Annotated in this window: 18 protein-coding genes; all 18 read right to left on the minus strand. The window is 65.1% G+C overall.

The window, feature by feature from the left end; all coding sequences use genetic code 11:
- Window positions 1-95: 95 nt before the first annotated feature.
- Window positions 96-2,546 carry a hybrid sensor histidine kinase/response regulator gene (locus G453_RS25860; protein WP_084502027.1) on the minus strand — a complete coding sequence of 817 codons (2,451 nt, stop codon included), beginning with the start codon at window positions 2,544-2,546 and terminating at the stop codon, window positions 96-98.
- Between the two features lie 84 nt (window positions 2,547-2,630).
- On the minus strand, window positions 2,631-3,398 hold the full coding sequence (locus tag G453_RS0101465; RefSeq protein ID WP_027189604.1) for a hypothetical protein: 768 nt from the start codon (window positions 3,396-3,398) through the stop codon (window positions 2,631-2,633).
- Between the two features lie 88 nt (window positions 3,399-3,486).
- Complete coding sequence (locus G453_RS0101470) at window positions 3,487-5,538, minus strand: methyl-accepting chemotaxis protein (protein WP_027189605.1); 2,052 nt, start codon at window positions 5,536-5,538, stop codon at window positions 3,487-3,489.
- Window positions 5,539-5,992: 454 nt separating this feature from the next.
- Window positions 5,993-6,829: an FAD/NAD(P)-binding protein gene (locus G453_RS0101475; RefSeq protein ID WP_027189606.1), complete on the minus strand. Its 837-nt coding sequence runs from the start codon at window positions 6,827-6,829 to the stop codon at window positions 5,993-5,995.
- A gap of 12 nt (window positions 6,830-6,841) precedes the next feature.
- Window positions 6,842-7,906, minus strand: a complete 1,065-nt coding sequence (locus G453_RS0101480; protein WP_407635543.1) for a 4Fe-4S dicluster domain-containing protein — start codon at window positions 7,904-7,906, stop codon at window positions 6,842-6,844.
- A complete protein-coding gene (locus G453_RS0101485; RefSeq protein ID WP_027189608.1) occupies window positions 7,903-8,871 on the minus strand; it encodes a 4Fe-4S dicluster domain-containing protein in 969 nt (322 codons plus the stop codon). The genes G453_RS0101480 and G453_RS0101485 overlap by 4 nt, the downstream gene beginning before the upstream one ends.
- Before the next feature lie 118 nt (window positions 8,872-8,989).
- Window positions 8,990-9,451 carry a hydrogenase iron-sulfur subunit gene (locus G453_RS0101490; RefSeq protein ID WP_027189609.1) on the minus strand — a complete coding sequence of 154 codons (462 nt, stop codon included), beginning with the start codon at window positions 9,449-9,451 and terminating at the stop codon, window positions 8,990-8,992.
- A 3-nt stretch (window positions 9,452-9,454) separates the two neighbouring features.
- Window positions 9,455-11,428, minus strand: a complete 1,974-nt coding sequence (locus G453_RS0101495) for a CoB--CoM heterodisulfide reductase iron-sulfur subunit A family protein (protein WP_027189610.1) — start codon at window positions 11,426-11,428, stop codon at window positions 9,455-9,457.
- Window positions 11,425-12,363, minus strand: coding sequence for a CoB--CoM heterodisulfide reductase iron-sulfur subunit B family protein (locus G453_RS0101500; RefSeq protein WP_027189611.1), 939 nt, complete (start codon window positions 12,361-12,363; stop codon window positions 11,425-11,427). Before G453_RS0101500 ends, G453_RS0101495 begins: the two co-directional genes overlap by 4 nt.
- Complete coding sequence (locus tag G453_RS0101505; protein ID WP_027189612.1) at window positions 12,360-12,920, minus strand: 4Fe-4S dicluster domain-containing protein; 561 nt, start codon at window positions 12,918-12,920, stop codon at window positions 12,360-12,362. The genes G453_RS0101500 and G453_RS0101505 overlap by 4 nt, the downstream gene beginning before the upstream one ends.
- A 305-nt stretch (window positions 12,921-13,225) precedes the next feature.
- Window positions 13,226-14,659 (minus strand): NADPH-dependent glutamate synthase, encoded by a 1,434-nt coding sequence (gene gltA, locus G453_RS0101510; protein ID WP_027189613.1) that lies wholly within the window; start codon window positions 14,657-14,659, stop codon window positions 13,226-13,228.
- Window positions 14,637-15,491, minus strand: coding sequence for a sulfide/dihydroorotate dehydrogenase-like FAD/NAD-binding protein (locus G453_RS0101515; RefSeq protein ID WP_027189614.1), 855 nt, complete (start codon window positions 15,489-15,491; stop codon window positions 14,637-14,639). Before G453_RS0101515 ends, gltA begins: the two co-directional genes overlap by 23 nt.
- A gap of 409 nt (window positions 15,492-15,900) precedes the next feature.
- Window positions 15,901-16,458, minus strand: coding sequence for a Fe-S-containing hydro-lyase (locus G453_RS0101520; RefSeq protein WP_027189615.1), 558 nt, complete (start codon window positions 16,456-16,458; stop codon window positions 15,901-15,903).
- Complete coding sequence (locus tag G453_RS0101525; protein ID WP_027189616.1) at window positions 16,458-17,297, minus strand: fumarate hydratase; 840 nt, start codon at window positions 17,295-17,297, stop codon at window positions 16,458-16,460. Before G453_RS0101525 ends, G453_RS0101520 begins: the two co-directional genes overlap by 1 nt.
- Before the next feature lie 229 nt (window positions 17,298-17,526).
- Window positions 17,527-18,288, minus strand: a complete 762-nt coding sequence (locus G453_RS0101530) for a fumarate reductase iron-sulfur subunit (protein ID WP_027189617.1) — start codon at window positions 18,286-18,288, stop codon at window positions 17,527-17,529.
- An 18-nt stretch (window positions 18,289-18,306) separates the two neighbouring features.
- Entirely contained in the window at window positions 18,307-20,166 is a 1,860-nt protein-coding gene (locus G453_RS0101535) for a fumarate reductase flavoprotein subunit (RefSeq protein ID WP_027189618.1), read from the minus strand.
- Window positions 20,167-20,176: 10 nt separating this feature from the next.
- On the minus strand, window positions 20,177-20,836 hold the full coding sequence (locus G453_RS0101540; protein WP_043643910.1) for a fumarate reductase: 660 nt from the start codon (window positions 20,834-20,836) through the stop codon (window positions 20,177-20,179).
- 87 nt (window positions 20,837-20,923) lie between these two features.
- Entirely contained in the window at window positions 20,924-22,291 is a 1,368-nt protein-coding gene (gene dctA, locus G453_RS0101545) for a C4-dicarboxylate transporter DctA (RefSeq protein ID WP_027189620.1), read from the minus strand.
- Between the last annotated feature and the right edge of the window lie 254 nt (window positions 22,292-22,545).

The raw sequence follows: 22,545 nt of genomic DNA on the forward strand, positions 1-22,545 counted from the left end.
AAGCGATTATCTCCAGAAAAGAACCGGCGTATACCCACATAGCGCTATGTGGGAAACAGGCGGAAAATAGATGGCCGGGCCTTGGGGACCCGGTGTCAGCGGGGAGGGGCGGAAAGGGCGGTGCGGGCCAGCACCCGGTCCAGTTCGGAGAGTTCGACGGGTTTGGTCAGGTAGACATCCACGCCAGCCTCCAGGCAGCGTTCCTTGTCGCCGGTCATGGCGTGAGCGGTGAGCGACACGATGGGCACGGCGCGGGCGGCCTCTCCGGCAACGCCCCGGCGGATGGCCCGGGTAGCCTCCAGGCCGTCCATGCGCGGCATCTGGATGTCCATGAGCACCAGGTCGAAACTTCCGGAGCGCAGGGCCTCCAGGGCTTCCAGGCCGTCTCCGGCCAGCGCGGCGGCGTGGCCCCGGCGCTCCAGGGCCCGGACCAGCATGCGCTGGTTGACGCGCTCGTCCTCCACCACCAGCACCCGCAGGGAGCGCGCTGGCAGCGGGCGCGCCTCTTCCGGGGCGTCCGGGATGAAAGGCTGCACCGAGACAGGCAGCCTCACGGTCACCGTGGTGCCGCCGCCGGAACGGTCGTGCAGGTCGAGCTCGCCGTTCATGGCCCGCACCAGCATGCTGACGATGTTGAGCCCCAGGCCCACGCCCCCGAAGGTCGTCCTGGCGGGCGCGCCCAGCTGGGTGAAGGGTTCGAACACCGACTGGCGCTTGCTTACGGGAATGCCTGGCCCGGAATCCTCCACGGTGATGACCAGTGCGCTGAGGGGAGGCCCGGCCAGAGGTTGTTCCAGGGCCAATGACACCCGCACGAAGCCTTTGGTGGTGTATTTGACGGCGTTCCCGGCGAGATTGAGCATAATCTGGGTTATGCGCGCCGGATCGCCGACTATCCTGGCCTTCGGGGCGCTGCAATCGAGCACCAGCCCCTTGGCGTCGGCCAGAGCGCCCAGCAGGCCTGTCACCTGGGAGAGCAGGTGTTGCAGGTCCACGGGTTCCGAAGTGAAGTCCAGTGTGCCGGATTCTATCTTGGACAGGTCCAGGATGTCGTCGATCAGGCGCATGAGCAGCCGCCCAGACCCCAGGGCCGCGCGCACGGACTCATCCTGGGAGGAGTCCAGGAGCCCTTCCTGAAGCAACTGAAGGTTGCCCAGCACCCCGTTCAGCGGCGTGCGTATCTCGTGGCTCACGGAGGCCAGGAACCGGCTCTTGGCCTCAGTGGCGGCCAGGGCCTGCTCGCGCGCCTCCGTCAGCTCGCGTTCCAGGGTCTTCTGGGCCGTGATGTTCACGGCCAGGCCCAGAGCCAAGGGGGTGCCGTCCTCGTCGCGGAAGGGGACCGCGTTGATGAGGAATACGCGTCCGTCCGGGAATGCGCATTCCCTGGCGGCGGGCAGGCCGGTGTCCAGAACCTTGCGCGTGGGGCATTTGCCGCAATGCAGTTCGCTGGAGCCGCTTCTGCCGTGGCAGAAACAGCCGCGTGTCTGGGAGGTCATCTGGTCGTAGACGGCGTTGGTGGCGGCCAGGGTCATGTCCTGGCGCACGGCCCAGACCGGGCCGGGGATGGCGTCCAGCAGCGTGCGCAGGCGCTGTCGCTCCAGGAGGAGGCTGCGGCGGTTCTTCAGGCTCTCGGACATGTCCCAGAAGACCATGACCACCTCGTCCGGAGCGATCAGGCGAACCGACACCTCGACGGTGACCTGCGAGCCGTCCTTGGCGGTGAGCACGCGGATGAGGCTGACGTGCCGCCCGGACAGGGCCTCGTCCAGCCGGAGGGGCTGACGCTCCAGATCGGCAGGGGAGACGAGGTCCAGATAGCTGCGCCCCGAAAGTTCCGCCTCCTCGAACCCCAGCAGGCGGCAGAAGGCTTGGTTGACCGCCGTGAGGCTGAGATCGCGCCGCATGAGCGCGATCCCCTGGCCGGACTGCGCGAAGATGGCCCGGTAGCGCGCCTCGGACGTGGCCTTGGCCTCTCGCGCGCGGCGCGGCGCGGTGATGTCGTCCACCACGCCTTCGAAATGAAGGGTGCGCCCATCCTTGTCCGCCACGCGTCGAAGCCGGAAGCGGGCCAGCCAGATGTCCGAGCTCTCCCGGTGGCACCAGGCCTCAAAGGTCAGCATGGGTGAAATGCCGGGACCTGCCTGGTCCTCGGAAGGCGGTGCGGGCCAGGGAGGGCCTGCCTGGCTGGGCGGGACGACGGGAGAAGAAAGCTGCGTGAGGCCGGTCTCGTTCATTCCCACGCATTCGGCCTTTAGGGCCAGCGCGGTTTCGGAAAAATACGTCCGGCTGTCACCGGACTGGTTCGCCTGGGCCGACTCCAGACAGATGCCGGTCCCCTGAAGCGCGGCCAGGGCCGCTTCCGGCGTCGTGAACCCGAAGAGCCCGGCAGCATGGGAGTTCAGCCACAGGAGCGACCCGTCCGGATGCACGCGGACCATGCCCACAGGCACATGCTCCATAAAATCGCGCCAGTCCCCTGCCTGATTATCCGGGTGGCGGCCTTTCCCCTGCGGTGCGGGGTCAAGAGGTGAATGGCGATCGCGCATGCTGATGCTCCCAGGCCGGGTAGATAAACCCTGCAACGGGTTGCGTAAAGTGGCGGCGGGCAGAAATCTTGTTGCGCTGCCTGATCAGCCGCCAGGCAGGAAAAAGCCCACCTCGTGGAAGACGTCGCGGTCCCGGCTGATCTCGGGGCGCGGGGCCACGTTCCAGGTCCAGGCGCGCACGGGCGGGGGGAGCGCGAGGGAGCGCAGGGGATCCTCAATGCCCGGGGTCCCGTGCCAGCGGATGTCCGCAATGAGGCAGGCCGTGCCGGGGCCGTCTTGCAACAGGCGGACGTGCTCCTCCTGGAGGCGCGACGCGAAGGCTTCAAGCTCAGGCTGCGCATGGAGGCCCGTGGCTTCCAGGCGGCGCAGGGGCAAAAGCGGCAGCTGTGAGAGGATGTTGGCGGAGACGATGAGGTCCGGGGCCTCGCGCCGAAGCAGGTCGCGCAGGGCCAGCGGCGCGCAGTCCGGGATGTCCGGCCCGTCCGCCAGGGCGTCAAGCGTTCCGGTCACGTCCAGGGTCATAAGGCGCACGTTGTCCAGGCGGCGCACGCGCCAGCGCGCGGCCAGCGGATGGACCACGTCGGCCAGCACCACGCGCTCGAACATCCGGGACAGCTGCTCCACCGGGACGTCCAGGAGCGCGCCGGAACCGAGCACCAGGGCGCATTTCCTGCCCTGGCAGGCCTGCGCAGCCTCCAGGATTGCGGCCCGGCTGTTCTCCAGGTGGCTCTGCCATGCGGCGCGGCAGCGCCGGTGGCGCGCGCGAATGGCCACGGCCTCGGTGAGGTAGCCCAGTTTGCGCGCAGACGGCGGACAGGGCGTAAGCAGATATTCCACGAGTTCGGCCAGCATGCGCGGGGCTCCGGGGGCTGCTTGCAGGGGGGCGGGCAAACCGCAGGTCCGTGCGAACCCGCCCCGTCCTGATATGTGCCGGTGGACCCTACGCTTCCAGCTGGTTGCTGCGCAGCTGGCCGATGACCGTCTCCAGCGAGTCGCTCTGGTCGCCCAGGGTGCGCAGGATGTCTTCCGAGCGGGTCATGCTCTGGGAGATGCGCCCGGCCAGTTCGCGGATCTCGTCCACGGAGCGGGTGATCTGCTCGCTGGCGGCGGACTGCTCCTCGCTGGCCGTGGCGATGGCCCGCACCTGATCGGATGTGGTCTCCACCAGGGAGACGATCTCGGCCAAAGCCCCGCCCGAGTTCCTGGCCAGGGAGCTGGCCTGGCTGGCTGCCTGGGCCATGTCCTCCACCTTGGAGACGTTTTGCTGGGTGCCGCCCTGGATGGCGGTGATGGTGGCGCCAACTTCGCGGGTGGCCACCATGGTCTTTTCAGCGAGTTTTCTCACCTCGTCGGCCACCACGGCGAAACCGCGCCCGGCGTCTCCAGCGCGCGCGGCCTCGATGGCGGCGTTCAGGGCCAGCAGGTTGGTCTGGTCCGCAATGTCGGAAATCACGGTCAGCACCTGGTCCACGGCCTTGGTCCGTGAAGCCAGTCCGTCCATGGCCTCTTTGAGCTCCCCGGCCAGCTGGTCCACCCCGGAGATGGCGGCCACGGCCTGCTCCACCAGATTCTTTCCGTCATTGGCCTTCTCGCTGGCCATGCCGGTCTGGTTGGCGGCCTGCTGGGCGCTTCGGGCCACCTCCAGGATGGTGGCGTTCATCTGCTCCATGGCGGTGGCGGTCTGCATGGTGCGGTCCTGCTGGGACTGGGCGTCGCCTATGGCCTCATCCATCTGCCGGGTGAGCTGGTCCGAGGAGTCGTTCACGCCGGTCACCACGCCCTCCAGGCGCGAGGCCGCCTCGGCCAGCCCCTCCAGGCGGGAGCGCTCGGCCTTGCATCCGGCGACCTCGGCCTGACGCAGGGCCTCCTCGGCTTTTTCTGCCTGGGCGTTGGCCAGGGCCTGCTTTTCGGCGATGCTGGCCAGGTTGTCCTTCAGGGTGGACACCAGCTCGGAGAGCGACAGGGACAGTTCGCGCAGCTCCGTGCAGCTGGTCTCGGTAGCCAGCTGCCGCATAAGCTCGCCTCCGGCCACGGCCTTGGCGAAGCCCAGGCAACGGGTCAGCGGGCCGGTGACAACCTTGGCCGAGAGAAGCCAGATGGCGGCGGCCAGCACCACGGTAACCACCGCCGCCAGCAAAGCCTGCCGGTTGATGGAGCTTTTCACCTGGGCGGCTAGGTCCTCCATGGGGGCCAGCACGCAGAAGGTCCAGCCGGTAAAGGCGTCCTTGCGCACTGCGGCCAGACGCCCGTCCGCGGAGGTGAGCAGGGCGTCGCCGGACACGGCCAGGGCCTTCTGGATCATTTCGTTCTTGGAGGATTCGTCCTTCAGGAGTTGGGCCGGATCGTGATGGGCGATGGCCTTGCCGTCGGGTTCGTAGATGAGCACGTGTCCGGTGGAACCGATCTTGGTGGCCGAGACGGCTCCGGTCAGGGCCGTGAGGTCCACTGCGGCGGTGAGCACCCCGATGATCGCGCCTGCGGCGGACTTGACCGGCACGGCCACCACCAGCACGGGCTTGTTGGATATGCGGCTCACGATGGCCTTGGAGACGAAGGAATCCTTGCCGCCGCTGGTCACGGCCTTGAAGTAGTCGCGGTCGCCCATGTTGGCCTTGGCCAGGGGGCCGGGCAGGCTGGAGCCCACCAGATCGCCGTTCTTGTTGTAGAGGCTCACGTAGTCGATACCAAGGCTCTTCATGCCGGACACCGTGACGCTCATGCGCTTGAGGAATGCCTCCTGGTCGCCAGTGCCCTCGGCGCTGGCCTTGACCACGGCGATGTCGGTCCAGGTTTTCAGGGCCTCGGTTTTCAGGCGCATGGAGTCGGACACGTCCTTGACGATGGCCTGGGCGATAATGGGCATGTCGGAGCGCAGCATGACTGTGGCCGAGTCGCGCGTGGCGTTGGCTCCCATCCAGACCAGCCCGGCGAGTCCGGCGGTGACCACCAAAAGAACCGGGGTCAGAAACGCAGCCTTCAAAGACAGCCTCATGGTCAAACCTCCACGGATGCTATGCGTTAGGTCGCTGCCGTGCAGCGGCGCAGAATCCATACTTCATTGGTGCGACTGGCTGGCTGGGCGGGAACTCATTCCTTCTTCGTTGCGCGCCATTCATGCCGGGAGAGCATGATCGGATTGCGAGTGTGTTTACATCGGCTTAGTGGATATGATCGGTGGCATCAAGCGGAATCGGAATCTATTGTCCGCGAATGGTGATCCGTCCGTAGAAGGGGGACATCGCCGGAGCGACCTGGAATGCAGCGGGTAACGGAAACAGCATTCCCTTGCGCCCGCACGGCGGCGCGGGCGCAAGGGAAGTATTGAATGCAAGACGGATGCAGGTGTCGCGTTATTGAAAAACAAGAACATGTTTCTCAATGACAAAACAACTGGCGCGCCTGGTTCAGGTATCCCGGATGGATGAACGTATTCCGAGAGCGCCGCACTACAGTTCGCTGGGGAGCTTTTTCAACTCCGCATAGGTGAACACCGGCCCGTCCATGCAGACATACTTTGTGCCGATGTTGCAGCGGCCGCAGATGCCTACGCCGCACTTCATGCGCTTTTCCAGCGTGGTGATGATGGATTCGTCCGGGAAGCCCAGTTTCTTGAGCGCCTGGAGCGTGAACTTGATCATGATGGGCGGCCCGCAGGTGACGGCCACGGTGTTCTCGGGCGAGGGGTTCATGTCCAGGAGCACGTTGGGGATGAGCCCCACGGTGTGCTCCCAGCCCGGCGCTTCCCGGTCGATGGTCAGCACCGTTTTCATGTCCTTGCGGGTGGTCCAGTCGGGCAGGTCGTAGCGGAAGGCCATGTCTTCGGGGCTGCGCGCGCCGTAGAGCAGGCTTATGTCCCCGTAGTCCTTGCGGTTGTCCAGCATGAAGAGCAGCAGGGTGCGCAGCGGGGCCATGCCGATGCCGCCGCCCACGAACACCACGTTCTTTCCCTTCATGGACTCGTAGGGGAAGGCGTTGCCAAGCGGGGCGCGCACGCCGATCTGGTCCCCGGCTTTGAGCGAATGCAGCCTGGAGGTCACTTCACCGGCGGCCATCACCGAGAACTGGAGGTACTCCATGCGGGTGGGGGGTGAGTTGATGACGAAGGTTGCCTCGCCCACGCCGAACACCGAGAGCTGGCCCGCCTGGCCCGGCTCGTACCGGAAGGACTTCATGCGCTCGGGGTTGTTCAGGGTCACCCGGAAGGTCTTGATGGCCGGGGTCTCCTGGACGGTCTCGATGATCGTGGCGATCTCGGGGATGTAGGGATTTGGCAGGGTGGTCATACTGGGGGCTCCCTACTTGTTTTCCGGCTTGGCCGTGGGGCGTTCGATGGACAGGCGCACGATCTCGCGGATGTCCACGCTCACCGGGCACAGCGAGATGCAACGTCCGCAGCCGCAGCAGGCGATGGGGCCGCCGTGGATCTCCGGGTAGTAGCTGAACTTGTGGCCGACGCGGTTTTTCAGCCTGTGGGCCTTGGTGGGGCGGGGGTTGTGCCCGCTGGCCTCCAGGGTGAACAGGTAGGACATGCAGGTGTCCCAGGTGCGGATGCGCTCGCCCTTCATGCCGGTGCGCTCATCGGTGACGTTGAAGCAGTAGCAGGTGGGGCAAAGGTACGTGCATGCGCCGCAGCTGATGCACTTGGCGGAGACGTCCTCCCAGAAGCCCATGTCGTCGAATTTCTCGATGAGCTTGGCCTTGGCCGGGGAGGGGTCCCATACCGGGTCCAGGGCGGCCAGGGACGAGGCGTGCACGGCCTTGGCCTCTTCGCGCTTTGCTGCGCCGTCACTCAGGAGTTTGGATTCCAGCAGCACCTTGCCGCGCTCAGACGCGCACTCCACCAGATAGCCCCCGGCGACCGGGGTCAGCAGCACGTCCGAGCCGGTGGCGTCGTAGGGGGAGCTGCCGATGACGTTGCAGAAGCAGGTGTTCTGCGGGTCGTCGCAGGCCAGGGTCACGAACAGGGTGTTTTCGCGCCGCTTCTTGTAGGCGGTGTCCTGGATTTTGGGGGTGTCGTACACCCGGTCGAACACCAGGAAGCCGCGCGCGTCGCAGGGGCGGCCGCCGAAGACCACCGTGGGCGGTGCGTCGATGGTTTCGTGCACTTCCACGGCCACCTGCCCCAGGTTCTCGGGGTTCTTGGTGTAGCGGAAGCTCATGAGCGCCTCCGAGGCCGGGAACACGCTGGCCTTGGGCGGCACGTTGGCCTGGCGGTCCAGCACCGGGGTCACGCCCGCTGCATAGGGGCGAAACACCACGGCCTCGCGCTCCCGGACGGGAACCAGCACCCGGCGCGCGGCGGCGAGCTCGCCAAGCCACGCGGACAATTTGTCGTCTGCGAGAAACAAGGCGTCCATCACCAGCCCCTCTCGTTGATGGTGTCTTCCTCGACCTTGAAGTTCAGAAGCGGCGGCCTGGCGTCGGGATCGGTCCCGGCGCGGTAGTCGAACAGCTCCAGAATCTCCTTGCCCAGCTTGCGCTTGAAAAGCAGCAGCGGGATGTCCACGGGGCAGGCCCGCTCGCACTCGCCGCACTCGGTGCAGCGCCCGGCCAGGTGCGTGGCGTGGATCATCTGGAAGAAGAACTTCTCCTCCAGGCCGTCGCGCTGGCTGACCCAGTTGGGCTCGCGGCTCTGGCCGATGCAGTAGTCGCGGCACACGCACAGGGGGCAGGCGTTGCGGCAGGCGTAGCAGCGTATGCAGCGCTCCATCTGCTCGCGCCAGAACTCCATGCGCTCCTCCAGGGTCTGCTCCTCGAAGGCGGCGATGTCCGCGTAGGTGTCCGGGGCTGCTTCCGTGATGGGCTGGCCCGCGAATTCGTCATGGATGATGGCGTTGTGGTAGCGGCAGCGTCCGCACTTGTCGGCCTGCACCTCGGCCATGGGCAGCCGGATTTCCTGTCCCGACACGGTGACCACCAGGTCGCCGTCCGCGAAGCTCGTGGCGCGCACGCGGCCCATGTCCAGGTCCTTGGCGGCCAGGGCGCGCTTGACCTTGCCCAGGTCGGCCACGCCCTCGCAGGGCAGGCCGAACACCACCACCTTGTCGCGGTGGATGAGTTTTTCCTGCAAGAGTTCCACCACCGAGCGGCTGTCGCAGCCCTTGACCACCACGCCGATGCGCTTGGCGCTGCCGTAGCGGGTGAGGTAGGTGGACAGGTTGTGCACGCACAGCGGGTCGAACACCAGCTTCTCAACGTCGGCCTCGCTGGTGATGAACAGGGGCGTGCGGTGCAGGGAGTCGTACCCCTGGCCCCAGCCGATGACCACGTCCAGTTCCGGGAGGCGCTTGACGATCTGCGCCTTGAGTTCGTCTTGTAACGGCATATATGTCTCCGCCTGGTGTGGCGTTTTCAAGATGCATTCATACAATTTGCGAGTCTAAACAAAGAGAACCATTTCTTTTATTTTTGAAAAACATTTCATGTTTTTCAAAAACGCGACACTAGGCCAAAGGCTCGAGGACCGTGCCCAGCGAGCAGGCCGTGGCCAGGGACTGCCTGCCGATGCGCTGGACGGGACCCAGGGCGTGTATCTGGTTGGTGAAGGTGGTTACCACGTGCTGCCAGCGCTGGCCCTCCGAGGCCGAGACCCAGGTGTACTCGAAGCGGCCCGGATCGATGCCGATGACGGGCAAAAAGCGCTTGAGCACCTCCAGGCGGCGTCTGGCGTAGTAGTTGCCTTCGGCGTAGTGGCAGTCGCGCGGGTGGCAGCCGGAGACCAGCACGCCGTCCGCGCCGCCGATCAGCGTCTTCAGCACGAACAGCGGGTCGATGCGCCCAGAGCAGGGCATGCGGATGATGCGCAGGTCCGTGGGCTGCACGAAGCGCCCCACGCCTGCGGTGTCCGCGCCTCCGTAGGAGCACCAGTTGCAGAGGAAGCCTACGATGCGAAGTTCCTTGTCCATCTCCTAAGCCTCCTCCGTCTCGCTGGAAAGCAGCGCGTTGACCTCGGCCAGTATCTGGTTGTCGGTGAAGTTCTGAAGCTGGATGGCCCCCTGGCGGCAGGTGGAGGTGCAGATGCCGCAGCCCTGGCAGATGGTCTCGATGACCTGGGCTTTTATCTCCCCGCGCACCTCGGTCTCCTTGATGGCGCCGAAGGGGCAGGTGAGCGCGCACTTCATGCAGCCCACGCAGCGCTTGAGGTCCACCTTGGACACCTGGGGGTCGCTCTGGAGCTGGTCCTTGGAGAAGAGCGAGAGCACCTTGGCTGCGGCGGCGCTGCCCTGGGCCACGGAGGAGGGGATGTCCTTGGGGCCTTGGGCGCAGCCCGCGAGATAGACGCCCGCCGTGTTGGTCTCGACGGGTTTCAGCTTGGGATGGCCTTCCATGAAGAAACCGTAGGAATCATACGAGATGCGCAGCTTCTCGGCCAGCTGGGCCGAGCCCGCCGCGCCTTCCGCGCCAACGGCCAGCACCACCAGGTCCGCCTCGACCTCGACCTGGGCTCCGGCCAGGGTGTCCACGCCGCGCACGATCATCTTGCCGTCCTGGGGGTAGACCATGGACACGCGGCCGCGCACGTACTTCGCGCCGTACTCCTCCATGGCCCGCCGGGTGAACTCGTCGTACATCTTTCCGGGGGCGCGGATGTCCATGTAGAACACGTAGGACTCGCTGTCGGGGATGTGGTCCTTGGTCAGGATGGCCTGCTTGGCCGTGTACATGCAGCAGAAGCCGGTGCAGTAGGGCCTGCCCACGGACTTGTCGCGCGAGCCCACGCACTGGATGAACACGATGGTCTTGGGCTCCTTCTTGTCCGAGGGGCGCTTGATGTGCCCGCCCGTGGGGCCGGAGGCCGAGAGCATGCGCTCGTACTGGAGGCTGGTGATGACGTCCGGGTAGCGGCCCGCGCCGTACTGGCCGTACACGTGCCAGTCCATCAGGTCGAAGCCGGTGGCCGCGATGATGGCTCCGACCTCTTCGGTGATCATCTCGTCCTGCTGGTCGTAGTCGATGGCCTTGGTGGGGCAGACCTTGGCGCAGATGCCGCACTTGCCGGTCTTGAACTTGATGCAGGAGTCGCGGTCGATGGAGGCCCGCTTGGGGATGGCCTGCGGGAAGGGAATGTTGATGGCCGTGGTGGTGCCGATCAGCTCGTTGAACGGGTCCCTGCTCTTCTTGCTGGGACACTTCTCCATGCAGGCCCCGCAGCCGGTGCAGGTCTTCCAGTTCACGTAGGTGGCCTTCTTGCGCACCTCGACCTGATAGTTGCCCACGTAGCCGAACACCTCGTCCACTTCGGCGGAGGCGTGCAGGGTGATGTTGGGGTGCTGGGCCACGTCCACCATGCGGGGGCCAAGGATGCAGCTGGAGCAGTCCACGGTGGGGAAGGTCTTGTCCAGCTTGGCCATCTTGCCGCCGATGGTGGTGGTCTTCTCCACCAGCACAACTTCCAGGCCGCCGTCGGCGCAGTCCAGGGCGGCCTGTATGCCCGCCACGCCGCCGCCGATTATCATCACCCGCTTGTTGATACTGAAACTCTGGGAGTAGAGCGGCCTGTTCTGGGCCAGCTTGGCAACGGCCATGCGCACCAGGTCGATGGCCTTCCTGGTGTTGGCGACCTTGTCCTTGCCGATCCAGGAGACGTGCTCGCGGATGTTGGCCATCTCGAACATGTAGGGGTTCAGCCCCGCGCGGGCCACGGTGCGCATGAAGGTGGAACCGTGCATGCGCGGCGTGCAGGAGGCCACCACCGCGCCGTCCAGGCCCTTTTCCTTGATGGCGTCGATGATGCCCTGCTGGCCCGGCTCGGAGCAGGCGTACATGGTGTCCTGGGCGAAGGCCACCTCGGGCATGGACTTGGCCGCCTCGGCCACCTGCACCACGTCCACGGTTCCGGCGATGTTGGAGCCGCAGTGGCAGACGAAAACTCCTATCTTCATGACTGCGCCCCCTTGCTTGCAGGCTTTTTCGCTGCCTGGGCTTGGGCTTCAGCCCTGGCGGGCAGGCTGTCGAGAAGCGCCATGGGGCTGACCTCCAGCTTTTCAAGGCCCACCTGGGACGGCGTCATGCCCAGGGCCAGCCCGATGAGCTGCGTGTAATAGAACACCGGCATGTTGTGGCTGGTGTTGTTGGCCACGTTTATCTGGTCCTGCCTGAGGTCCAGGTTCATCTGGCACAACGGGCAGGCCGTGACCACCGCGTCCGCTCCGTTGGAAGCGGCGGTGTCCAAAAGCTTTCCGGAGAGCTTTTGCACGATGTCTCGCCTTGCCACGCCGAAGGACGCGCCGCAGCACTCCACCTTGAGGGGGAAGGGGACAGCTTCGGCTCCGACGGCCTCCATGAGGCGATCCATGGCGATGGGGTTCTCGTGGTCGTCGAATTCCATGATGTCCGGCGGGCGGTTCATGATGCAGCCGTAGTAGGGCGCGAGTTTCAGCCCCGTCAGGCGCCTCACCACCTTGGGGCTCAGGGCGTCCGGTCCGACGTCCTCATAGATGGCCTGAAGGATGGACTTCACGGGCAGGGTGTTGCGCACTGGAAAATCCAGCAGGGCGTTGACCTCGGCGGCGAACTCCGGGTCCTTCATCTTGTGGGCGGACACCTTGAGGTTGGTCAGGCAGCTGGGGCAGGGGGTCAGGATGGCGGACACCCCTTCCAGGCGCTCGGCCAGGGCAAGATTTCGCCCGGACAGGGCGCTCGAGAGCCGGTGGTCCACGGTGTGGGCCGGGGAGGAGCCGCAGCAGCTCCAGTCCGGGATGTCCACCAGTTCCATGCCCAGAGCCTCGCACACGGCGCGGGTGGACTGCTCGTATTCCTTGGACGTTCCCTGGCCGGAACAGCCGGGGTAGTAGGCGTAGCGGAGCTTCTGGCTCATTTCTGGCACTCCTGCCTGAAGCGCTCGAAGATTTTGGCGATGGCCTCGGGGTTCTTCACCTTGTGGGGCAGCGGCGAGAGCTTGCCCTTGGGCAGGATCTTGGGGGCCAGGTCCACATCGGTCCAGAAGCGCCCGGTCTTGCCGATGAAGCGCAGCAAAAGGCCCATCTCGAAGGCCCTGCCGTTCTTCTCGACCGATTCCAGGAAGCTGTCCGCGAAGGCCTTCACCCCGTACTCCGTGGAGTAGCCCTCGCGCCGGGCCATGTGGCGCATGACGTCCACGATGTGGGCCACGTCGATGTTGTTGGGGCAGCGGGTGGTGCAGGACTGGCACGTGGCGCACAGCCAGATGGAGCGGCAGGAGAGCAGGGTGTCCTTCTGCCCGGCCTGGAGAAGGCGCATCATCTGGTGCACGGGTATGTCGTATACGAAGGTGTAGGGGCAGCCTGCGGTGCAGTTGCCGCACTGGTAGCAGAGACTGACGTTCTGGCCGGACTCCTTCTCCACCTGGGCGATGAAGTCCCGGTCCTGGCTGTGCGAGAGGGCGATGACGTTCATAGAGCCGGTCAACCTTGCGTTAGAGGATGGTGCTCGTTTTCAGCGCTTTTGGGGCGTGGGGGGTCCTCATAACAGGCATGGCAAATCCGCCGCAAGTCCTTTGAGAGGAACGCGGGGACTAAATCCCTGGACGTTTGTACGTCTGGGCATGTCATTGCCTGTCATGGGATCTCGGGACGACCCCCCTGAAACGCCTGGCGCGGACCGAGTACGCGTTGGCAGACCATCCGCCGCACGCGTTGTTCGCACTCGCCCGCTCGCCAAAGCTGCCGCGCCAGGCGGTCCAGGGAGGCCGTCCCGTTATTCTAACCCAAAAGTCTTCTGGCGATCTCCTTCGCTGCCCGACGTCCCGCGCCCATGGCCGAGATGACCGTGGCCGCGCCGGTGACGATGTCGCCTCCGGCAAAGACGTTGGGGATGGACGTCTCGCCCGTATCCTCGTTGACCGTTATGTAACCCCACTTGTTGAGTTCAAGTCCGGGAGTGGAATTCGTCATCAGCGGGTTGGAGCCCGTGCCCACCGCGATGATGGCCATGTCGCAGGGGATGTCGCAGAACTGGCCGTCGCAGGCGATGGGGCTGCACCGGCCCGACTCGTCGGGCTCGCCCAGCATCATCTTCTGCACGGTCAGGCTCTTGAGCCAGCCCTTTTCGTCGCCCACCAGCTCCACGGGGGCGTTCAGGCACATGAGCTCGATGCCCTCCTCCTTGGCGTGGTGGAGCTCCTCCAGGCGGGCGGGCATCTCCTTTTCGCTGCGGCGGTACACGATCATCACCCGCTCGGCCCCCAGGCGCTTGGCCGTGCGGGCCGCGTCCATGGCCACGTTGCCCGCGCCGAACACGGCTACGTTCTTGCCCGTGTAGGCCGGGGTGTCCACGGCGGGGAAGTTGTAGGCCCGGCCCAGGTTCACGCGCGTCAGGTACTCGTTGGCCGAGAACACGCCGATCAGGTTTTCACCGGGCACGCGCAGGAACTTGGGGAGCCCCGCGCCCACGCCGATGAACACCGCATTGAAGCCCTGGTCCAGAAGATCCTGCACGGTGATGGTCTTGCCGCCCACCCAGTTGGTGTGGAACTCCACACCCTGGGCCTTCATGGCCTCGATCTCCTTGCGCACGATCTCCTTGGGCAGGCGGAACTCCGGGATGCCGTAGATCAAGACGCCGCCAAGCTCATGCAGCGCCTCGTACACATGGACCTTGATGCCCAGCGACGAGAGGTATCCAGCCACGGTGAGGCTGGAAGGCCCCGCGCCGATGCAGGCCACCTTCAGCCCCTCGTGCTCCAGCGAGCAGGCGTGGGTTCCGGTGAGCTGTTCGCAGGCGTCCGAGGCCATGAAGGTGTCGGCAACGAAGCGCTCCAGACGGCCGATGGCCACGGGCTCGCCCTTCTTGCCCAGGATGCAGGAGCCCTCGCACTGGGTCTCCTGGGGGCAGACCCGGCCGCACACCGCGGGCAGCGAGTTGGTCTCGCGCAGCACCCTGTAGGATTCGTGCAGGTCACCCTCCACGATCTTCTTTATGAATCCCGGGATGTTGATCTCCACCGGGCAGCCCTTGACGCACAGGGGCTTCTTGCACTGGATGCAGCGCTTGGCCTCGGTGAGGGCCATCTCCGGGGTGTAGCCCAGGGTGACCTCGTTGAAGTTTGTGACCCGCACGCTGGCCGGCTGCTCCGGCATCGCGGTGCGGGGGACGGCCTTGCCCTTCTTTTTCTCAGTGGGAGCATTTGCAGACATGGCTCTTCTTGAACTCCTCGTAGGAAATCTGTTCCATGGCCTTGAAGGCCGAGAGGCGGCTGGACAACTCCTTGAAGTCCACCAGCTGGCCGTCGAACTCGGGGCCGTCCACGCAGGCGAACTGGGTCTTGCCGCCCACGCTCACCCTGCAGGCGCCGCACATGCCGATGCCGTCTACCATGATGGAGTTCAGGCTCACCACGGTTTTCACGCCGAACGGCTTGGTGGTGCGGGCCACGGCGGCCATCATGGGCACGGGGCCCACGGCCACGACCTCGCCGATGGTGGGGTCGGCCTTCAGCCGCTGCTCCAGGATTTCGGTCACCAGGCCCTTGTGGCCGTAGGAGCCGTCGTCCGTGGAGACCAGCACCTCGGGACAGAAGCGTTTGAGTTCCTCTTCGAAGAGCAGAAGGTCTTTGGTGCGAGCGCCGATGATGGCGATCACGTGGTTTCCGGCCATGTGGTGGCCTTTTGCGATGTGGTGCATGGCAGCGATGCCGGTGCCGCCGCCCACGCAGATGACCGGGCCGCCGAGCTTGTGGATGTCGGTGTCCTTGCCCAGGGGGCCGCACAGGTCCAGGATGTCGTCGCCTTCCTTGAGGGTTTCCAGTTGGGCGGTGGTCTTGCCCAGCACCAGGTAGACGATGGTGATGGTTCCTGCCTGCTTGTCGGTGTCGGCTATGGTCAGGGGGATGCGCTCGCCGCCCTCGCTGACCCGCAAGATGACGAAATTTCCGGGTTTGGCCTTGGCCGCGATATGCGGGGCGTCCAGGACCAGTTCGCTGGTCTGCCCCGGTATCAGGCTTCGTTTTTTGAGTATCCTGCTAGGCATCACGAACTCCTTGGGTGGTCTCTTCCTCGCGGTTCAGCCGCACAGGGGCTCAGGGACCGGCATATCCTCCCAAAAAGGTATGAGATGCCGAGAGACCCTGCGCCGTGGAGCGTTCCCCCTCCCGGCGCCGGACCGGCAGAGCAAACCGGTCCGGCCAAAAGCGATGCCGGAGAGGGAGCCGTGCGGCTCTTTCTGTGGCGGCGAGGGGGGGCGTCCTCCCAAACGCTTCCCCCGCGCGCGCCGTGGAAGTCTCGAACCGGATAGACGTGATCCGTAGGCAATACGTGCCTGCCAGCCAGCCTCGGAGTCCAAGGGGTTCAAGCCTTCCCGCAAAAGGGCGAACGCTCGCCTGCTTGCGGGAAGACCGGTCCGCCGGGTTGGCGGAGGCGGACCGGTCCCCTGTTGTCAGCTAGCCTGCGAGGGCTGCTTCCAGGTTGGGCTTGGTGTAGAGCTCACCGCCGTGACAGTCGTTGATGACCAGCAGGGGGAAGCGCTCGACGGTCAGTTCCCGGATGGCCTCGGGGCCGAGGTCGTCATAAGCGATGACCTTGGCTGCCTTGATGGCCAGGGACAAAAGCGCGCCAGCGCCGCCGGTGGCTCCGAAGTAGGCAGCCTTGTGGGTGGCCATGGCGTCTTTTACTTCCTGGCTGCGCTTGCCCTTGCCGATGGTGCCCTTGAGGCCCAGGCTGTGCAGGCGCGGGGCGTAGGTGTCCATGCGGTAGGAGGTGGTGGGCCCGGCCGAGCCGATGGGGCGTCCCGGAGGCGCGGGGCTTGGACCCACGTAGTAGATCAGCGCGCCCTTGAGGTCGAAGGGCAGGGCCTCGCCCTTGTCCAGGGAGTCGGTCAGTCGCTTGTGGGCGGCGTCGCGGCCCGTATAGATGGTGCCGGTGATGTACACCACGTCGCCGGATTTCAGCTTCTCGATGTCCGCATCGGTGAGCGGAGTCTTCAGTTCGTATTCAGCCATTAGAGCACCACCTCCTTGTGCCGCGCGGAGTGGCACTGAACGTTCACGGCCAGGGGCAGGCTGGCCAGGTGGCAGGGGGCCACCAGGATCTTCACGCCCAGGCAGGTGGTTTTGCCGCCCAGGCCCATGGGGCCGATGTTCAGCTTGTTGATGGACTCGAGCACTTCGGCCTCAAGCTTGGCGACTTCGGGATCGGGATGGGTGTCGTCGATGTCGCGCAGCAGGGCCTTCTTGGAGTTGATGGCCGCCAGCTCGAAGTTGCCGCCGATGCCGATGCCCACCAGGACGGGCGGGCAGGGGTTGGGGCCTGCCTCGGCCACGCGGTTGATGATGAACTCGCGCAGGCCCTTCCACCCGGCTGCCGGGGGGAACATCATGACGCGGCTCATGTTCTCGGAGCCGCCGCCCTTGGCCATCATCCAGATCTTCAGCTTGTCGCCGGGGACGATGTCGAAGTGGATGATCGCGGGGCCGTTGTCCCCGGTGTTCTTGCGGGTGAAGGGATCGCAGGAGGATTTGCGCAGGTAGCCTTCCTTGTAGCCCTTGATCATGCCCTCGTTGATGGCCTGGCGCAGGCTCATGCCGTCCACGTGGGCGTCCTCGCCCATTTCCACGAAGAACACGGCGAGGCCGCAGTCCTGGCAGAGGGGCAGGCCGGTGTCCTTGGACAGCTCGGCGTTCTCGATGAGCTGGCGGAAAATCTCCTTGGCGGCGGGATTTTCCTCGGCCGCGTGGCGCTCCTTGAACGTCCTCATGACGTCCTCGGGCAGTTCCCGGTTGGCCGCGATGCACATCTCGGCCACCTTGTCGATGATCGTCTGTGCTTGAATCGTACGCATCGCATCTCCCTTTTGGGGGCCGGGGCGGGGGTGTTGGCCCCCGCGCCCGTCCTGGGATTTCTCCGCTGGTCCAGGGGTGGTGTGTTCTCCCCCGGGCTCCCCTTGTTCATGGCTTCTGTGGCTCAACAGTGGCAGTGGTGAGGCCGGCGAAGCACTGTGATTTCCCTTGAAAGAGGCCCGGCGGAGGCCCTGCCCACGTGCAGGGCCTCACCGGAAGATCCCTTCAGTTCTACAGCTTGATGTCCTGCTTCAGGAAGCTGGGCAGGATGTTGTTGACGGCGGCGAAGGCCATCTTCTTGCGCAGCTTGCCCAAGACGTCCTGCAGGGGCAGGTACTTGGGGCAGACGTCCTGGCAGGCCAGAAGGCCCATGCAGCCGAAGATGCCCTCGTCGGTGCCGATCAGGTCGAAGTACTCCTTCTCGGTGCGCTCGTCGCGGGGATCCAGGATGAAGCGGGCCACGCGGTTCAGCGTCGTTGCTCCCAGGAAGTCCTCGCGCATGAGCGCCGTGCCGCAGGCGGCGACGCAGCAGCCGCATTCCACGCAGCGGTCCAGCTCGTAGATGGCTTCGGCTACGTCGTTGTCCATGCGCTCTTCGATGGCGCTGGGGTCGAAGACCTTCTTGGTGTGGCACCAGGATTCGATCTTCTTGTACATGGCGCGGAACCAGGTTCCGGTGTCCACGGACAGGTCGCCCACCAGCTTGAAGATCGGCAGCGGCATGAGGGTGATCTCTTCCGGCAGGTCCTTGGTCTTGGTGTGGCAGGCAAGCCCCGGGCGGCCGTTGATCACCATGGCGCACGCGCCGCAGATGCCCGCGCGGCAGCAGAAGTCGAACTGGAGCGAGGGGTCCTGCTCTTCACGCAGGCGGTTCAGCACGATGAACAGGGTCATGGACTCCGTTTCATCGATGGAGAAGCTCTGCATGTGCGGGACCGATTGAGGGTCCTGCGGGTTGTAGCGGAATATGTTGAATTTCAGCATTCTGGCCATTGTACTCTCCTCGCTTCCTTAGGCCTTGGCGCCTTTGGGCGTTGCCGTGGGCGGGTTGTCCATGGGGATGATCTTGCCGCCGCCGTAGCCGCGCTCTCCGGGAGGAATCTCGAACACCTTGGTGGCGGGTTCGTAGGTCAGCGTGGGGAGATCGTCCGTGGAATTGGCCCAGGTGGCCAGGGTGCGGTTCAGCCAGTCGCGGTCGTTGCGCTCGGGGAAGTCCTCGCGGGTGTGCGCGCCGCGCGACTCGGTGCGGTTGAGCGCGCCGTAGCACACGCACTGCGCAAGCTTGACCATGCCTTCGATCTTAAGGGCCAGACCCAGCTCGGCGTTGGCTCCCAGGCCGTTGGACCGCAGACCCACCTTGCGGGCGCGGTTCAGGATCTCCGTGAGCTTGGTGACGCTCTCGGTCAGGTCCTTGCCGTTTCGGAAGATGCCAGCGCCCTTCATGATGGTGTCGAACATGGCGTTGCGCACAGCGTAGACGTTCTCGCGGCCGTTGGACCCGGAGATGAGGGCCTTGATGCGGTCCTCCTGCTTCTGCTGGGCCGCGCGGATGGCCTCGGTCTTGAAGATGGTGTCGGTTCCGGCCAGGAACTCGACCACCTTGCCGCCGACCCACATGCCCGCAACGATGGTCTCGGCCAGGGAGTTGCCGCCCAGGCGGTTGAAGCCGTGCATGTCCCAGCAGGCGGCTTCGCCAGCGGAGAACAGGCCCTTCAGGCCGTAGGCCGCGCCGTCCTTGTTGGTGCGCACGCCGCCCATGGAGTAGTGCTGGGTGGGGCGCACGGGGATGAGCTGGTGCACGGGGTCCACGCCCAGGAAGGACTCGCAGATCTCCTGCACTTCGCGCAGCTTGGTGGAGATGTGCTTCTCGCCCAGGTGGCGGATGTCCAGCCAGAGGTGGTCTCCGTAGGAGCCCTTCACGCCAAGGCCCTTGCGGATGTGCTCGGTCATGCGGCGGCTCACCACGTCGCGCGAGGCAAGCTCGGCCTTCTCGGGCTCGTAGTCCGGCATGAAGCGGTACTGGTTCACGTCCAGGAGCGTTCCGCCGTCGCCTCGGCAGCCTTCGGTCACCAGGATGTCCGTGGGCACGATGCCGGTGGGGTGGAACTGGACGGCCTCGGGGTTGCCGAAGGGCACCACGCCGGTGTCCAGGCCGATGATCATGCCGCCGCCGTCGCAGATGACCGCGTTGGTGGACTCGCGGTAGATGCGCCCGTAGCCGCCGGTGGCGATCAGCGTGGCGCGCGACAGGTAGGCGCGCAGCTCGCCGGTCTTCAGGCAGCGCACGATGGCGCCCATGCAGGTCTCGCCGTCGTGGATCAGGGCGATGGCCTCTGTCTTGTCGTGGACCTCAACGCCCATCTGGGCGGCGCGGTTGTCCAGGGTGTACAGCACGGCGTGGCCGGTGCCGTCAGACGTGTAGCAGGTGCGCCACTTGGCCGTGCCGCCGAAGCTGCGCGAGTGGATGAGGCCCTCGTTCTCGGGCTTCTCGTACGCGGTGAAGGGTTTGCCGCCCTTGTAGTAGGTGGCCTCGCCGGGCACCACGCGGTTCCAGGGCACGCCCCAGAAGGCCATCTGGCGCATGGCGATGGGGGCGGTGTCCGCGAAGATGCGGGAGCATTCCTGGTCTGCGCCCCAGTCGGAGCCCTTCACGGTGTCGGAGAAGTGGACGTCCGGGGAGTCGCCCTCGCCCATGGCCGAGTTGCCCAGCGCCGCCTGCATGCCGCCCTGTGCGGCGGAGGAGTGGGAGCGCCTGGCCGGAACCAGCGACAGACAGATGACCGAGAATCCGTTTTCCGCAGCCTCGATGGCCACGCGCTCGCCGGCAAGACCGGCGCCGATGCACAACAGGTCGGTTTGAATGATTTGCATGGCGTTATCCTTATTTGGTGGCGAGGAACCAGAAGCGCAGCAAAGTGACCACGCCAATGCCAATCATGATAGCCGTGAGCAGGTTCTCCTTCTTCTTGAAGCCGAACCGTCCCTTGCTGTCGATGACGCCCCATTTGATCATGATGCGGTAGAAGCCGATGCCGACGTGCAGCTCCACCATGGGCAGGAGCACCAGGTAGAAGAGCATCCACCAGCCGCCCTGGATGCGGGCTGCGGACTTCTGCGCGGTGATGGGCAGGTCGGTGAGGACAACCCACATGTGGATGGAGCCCATGATCAGGATGATCATGGCCGTGACGGCCTGAACCACCCACAGCCAGGTGTCGGCGTGGCGCATGCGCTTGGCGTTCTGCAGCATGAGCCCCTGTTCCTTGGAGGCGAAGGGGATCTTGCGGGCGGCCAGCACGAAGTGGGTGAGGAAGATGGCGAAGATCGCCGGACCACCCAGCTGGGCCATGCCGGTGGCCTCGAAGAAGTGACCGATGGCGTTCATGACGCCGGGGCCGATGATGACGCTTGAAACCAGGAACAGGTGCGCCCACATGAACATGATCAGGAAAGCGCCGGACAGCATCTGGCACCAGTCCAGATAGGCCGAGCACTTGCAGCTGGTCATGGGTTTGTGGGTGGCGATGGACGGGATCGACATTACATCCTCCGGGTCTGTGTGGAACTGTCCGTCAGAGCGGGGCGGGCGTGTCTGGTCCGCCCGCCGCCGCTGTTGCCGGTTTTGTACTTATGCCTTGTCCGTGGGGCAGACGCCGCCATTGGTGACGGACTTGCCTTCGGCCAGCATCTCTTCGGGATCGTCGGCGAAGTCGCCTGAGAGGTCGCCTGCCAGCACGCACTGGAGCTTGCGTTCGTCCAGCGCGCCTTCCCACTTGGCGATGACCAGGGTGGCCACGCCGTTGCCGATCAGGTTGGTGATGGCGCGGGCTTCGGACATGAAGCGGTCAACGCCAAGGAGCAGGGTCAGCGAGGCCAGCGGGATGGAACCCACCGAGCCCAGGGTGGCGGCCAGGGTGATGAAGCCGCCGCCGGTGACTGCCGCAGCGCCCTTGGAGGTGAGCAGCAGGATGAACATCATGTACAGCTGGTCGGCCATGGTCAGCGGGGTGTTGGTGGCCTGGGCCAGGAACACGGCGGCCATGGTCAGGTAGATGCAGGTGCCGTCCAGGTTGAAGGAGTAGCCCATGGGCAGGCACAGGCCGACCACGGACTGGTTGGCTCCGGCGTTCTCCAGCTTGGCCATCATGCGGGGCAGGGCCGCCTCGGAGGAGGAGGTGCCGAGCACCAGGAGGATCTCCTCGGAGATGTACTTGAGGTACTTCCACAGGGAGAAGCCGGCCATCTTGCAGACCGCCCACAACACCACGAAGATGAACAGGGCGCAGGTCAGGTAGACGTCGAGCATCAGCCTGCCCAGCGCCATGAGGGCGTCACCCCCCTGGGTGGACACCACCACGGCCATGGCCCCGAATGCGCCGAACGGCGCGAAGTACATCACATAATGGACTACTTTGAACATGCCTCGCGCGAATTCATCAATGAATGTCGTTACGTTGCGTGCGCGGTCTCCCAGGGCGGAAAGGCCCGTGCCGAAGAGGATGGAGAAGAAGAGCACCTGCAGGATGTCGCCCTTGGAGAAGGCGCCGACGACCGAGTCAGGCACGATGTTGGTGAGGAAATCGACCGTGGAGAGCTTCTTGGTCTCGCCTGCGTAGGCTTGCACCTTTTTCACGCCGGCAGCGTCGGCCTGCATCTTGGCCGCGTAGTCGTCCAAGCCGACGCCGGGCTTGGTGACGTTGACCACGGCCAGGCCGATGGCCAGGGCGAACAGGGTCATGGTCCAGAAATACAGCATGGCCTTCAGGCCCACGCGGCCGACCTTGCCCATGTCGCCCATTTTGGCGATGCCGGTGACGACCGTACAGAAAATGATGGGTGCGATGACCATCTTGACCATCTTGATAAAGGTCTTGGCCAGTGGCTCGAGACCGGAGGCGAATGCCTTTGTCTGCGGAATGAAGCCGATGATGATACCGGCGGCGATGCCGAAAAGAACCCAGAAATACAACGTCTTGTAAATTTTCTTCCCTGCCATTTTCCTCTCCTCGATCGCGCTGCGTTAAGTAAAACGATTCATGCGGACCTTGCCGCAGTGGTCCGGTGCGGCTCCGGCTGCTCACGGTGCTGGCTTGCCGCTGCCTCCTTCTCAATTGCCGACCTGGGAGAGCGGTCGGGTTGGATGTTTCTATTGGTATCGGAAAGCTAACATGCTTTAAGCTCCCCCCGTAAAGGCAATTTGCGTGCCACTTGCCCAGAACGGTGCGAAATAGGTGAATGATATTGAATTAA

The sequence above is a fragment of the Fundidesulfovibrio putealis DSM 16056 genome (assembly GCF_000429325.1).
In the GTDB taxonomy this organism is placed as follows: Bacteria; Desulfobacterota; Desulfovibrionia; order Desulfovibrionales; family Desulfovibrionaceae; genus Fundidesulfovibrio; species Fundidesulfovibrio putealis.

Excerpts from the sequence above, each read along its gene's own strand:
- G453_RS0101535 (WP_027189618.1), bottom strand. The coding sequence starts at position 20,166 with ATGCAAATCATTCAAACCGACCTGTTGTGCATCGGCGCCGGTCTTGCC.
- G453_RS0101470 (WP_027189605.1), bottom strand. The coding sequence starts at position 5,538 with ATGAGGCTGTCTTTGAAGGCTGCGTTTCTGACCCCGGTTCTTTTGGTG.
- dctA (WP_027189620.1), bottom strand. The coding sequence starts at position 22,291 with ATGGCAGGGAAGAAAATTTACAAGACGTTGTATTTCTGGGTTCTTTTC.
- G453_RS0101530 (WP_027189617.1), bottom strand. The coding sequence starts at position 18,288 with ATGGCCAGAATGCTGAAATTCAACATATTCCGCTACAACCCGCAGGAC.
- G453_RS0101495 (WP_027189610.1), bottom strand. The coding sequence starts at position 11,428 with ATGAAGATAGGAGTTTTCGTCTGCCACTGCGGCTCCAACATCGCCGGA.
- G453_RS0101465 (WP_027189604.1), bottom strand. The coding sequence starts at position 3,398 with ATGCTGGCCGAACTCGTGGAATATCTGCTTACGCCCTGTCCGCCGTCT.
- G453_RS0101500 (WP_027189611.1), bottom strand. The coding sequence starts at position 12,363 with ATGAGCCAGAAGCTCCGCTACGCCTACTACCCCGGCTGTTCCGGCCAG.
- G453_RS0101525 (WP_027189616.1), bottom strand. The coding sequence starts at position 17,297 with ATGCGTACGATTCAAGCACAGACGATCATCGACAAGGTGGCCGAGATG.
- G453_RS0101490 (WP_027189609.1), bottom strand. The coding sequence starts at position 9,451 with ATGGACAAGGAACTTCGCATCGTAGGCTTCCTCTGCAACTGGTGCTCC.
- G453_RS0101505 (WP_027189612.1), bottom strand. The coding sequence starts at position 12,920 with ATGAACGTCATCGCCCTCTCGCACAGCCAGGACCGGGACTTCATCGCC.
- G453_RS0101540 (WP_043643910.1), bottom strand. The coding sequence starts at position 20,836 with ATGTCGATCCCGTCCATCGCCACCCACAAACCCATGACCAGCTGCAAG.
- G453_RS25860 (WP_084502027.1), bottom strand. The coding sequence starts at position 2,546 with ATGCGCGATCGCCATTCACCTCTTGACCCCGCACCGCAGGGGAAAGGC.
- gltA (WP_027189613.1), bottom strand. The coding sequence starts at position 14,659 with ATGTCTGCAAATGCTCCCACTGAGAAAAAGAAGGGCAAGGCCGTCCCC.
- G453_RS0101520 (WP_027189615.1), bottom strand. The coding sequence starts at position 16,458 with ATGGCTGAATACGAACTGAAGACTCCGCTCACCGATGCGGACATCGAG.
- G453_RS0101475 (WP_027189606.1), bottom strand. The coding sequence starts at position 6,829 with ATGACCACCCTGCCAAATCCCTACATCCCCGAGATCGCCACGATCATC.
- G453_RS0101515 (WP_027189614.1), bottom strand. The coding sequence starts at position 15,491 with ATGCCTAGCAGGATACTCAAAAAACGAAGCCTGATACCGGGGCAGACC.
- G453_RS0101485 (WP_027189608.1), bottom strand. The coding sequence starts at position 8,871 with ATGCCGTTACAAGACGAACTCAAGGCGCAGATCGTCAAGCGCCTCCCG.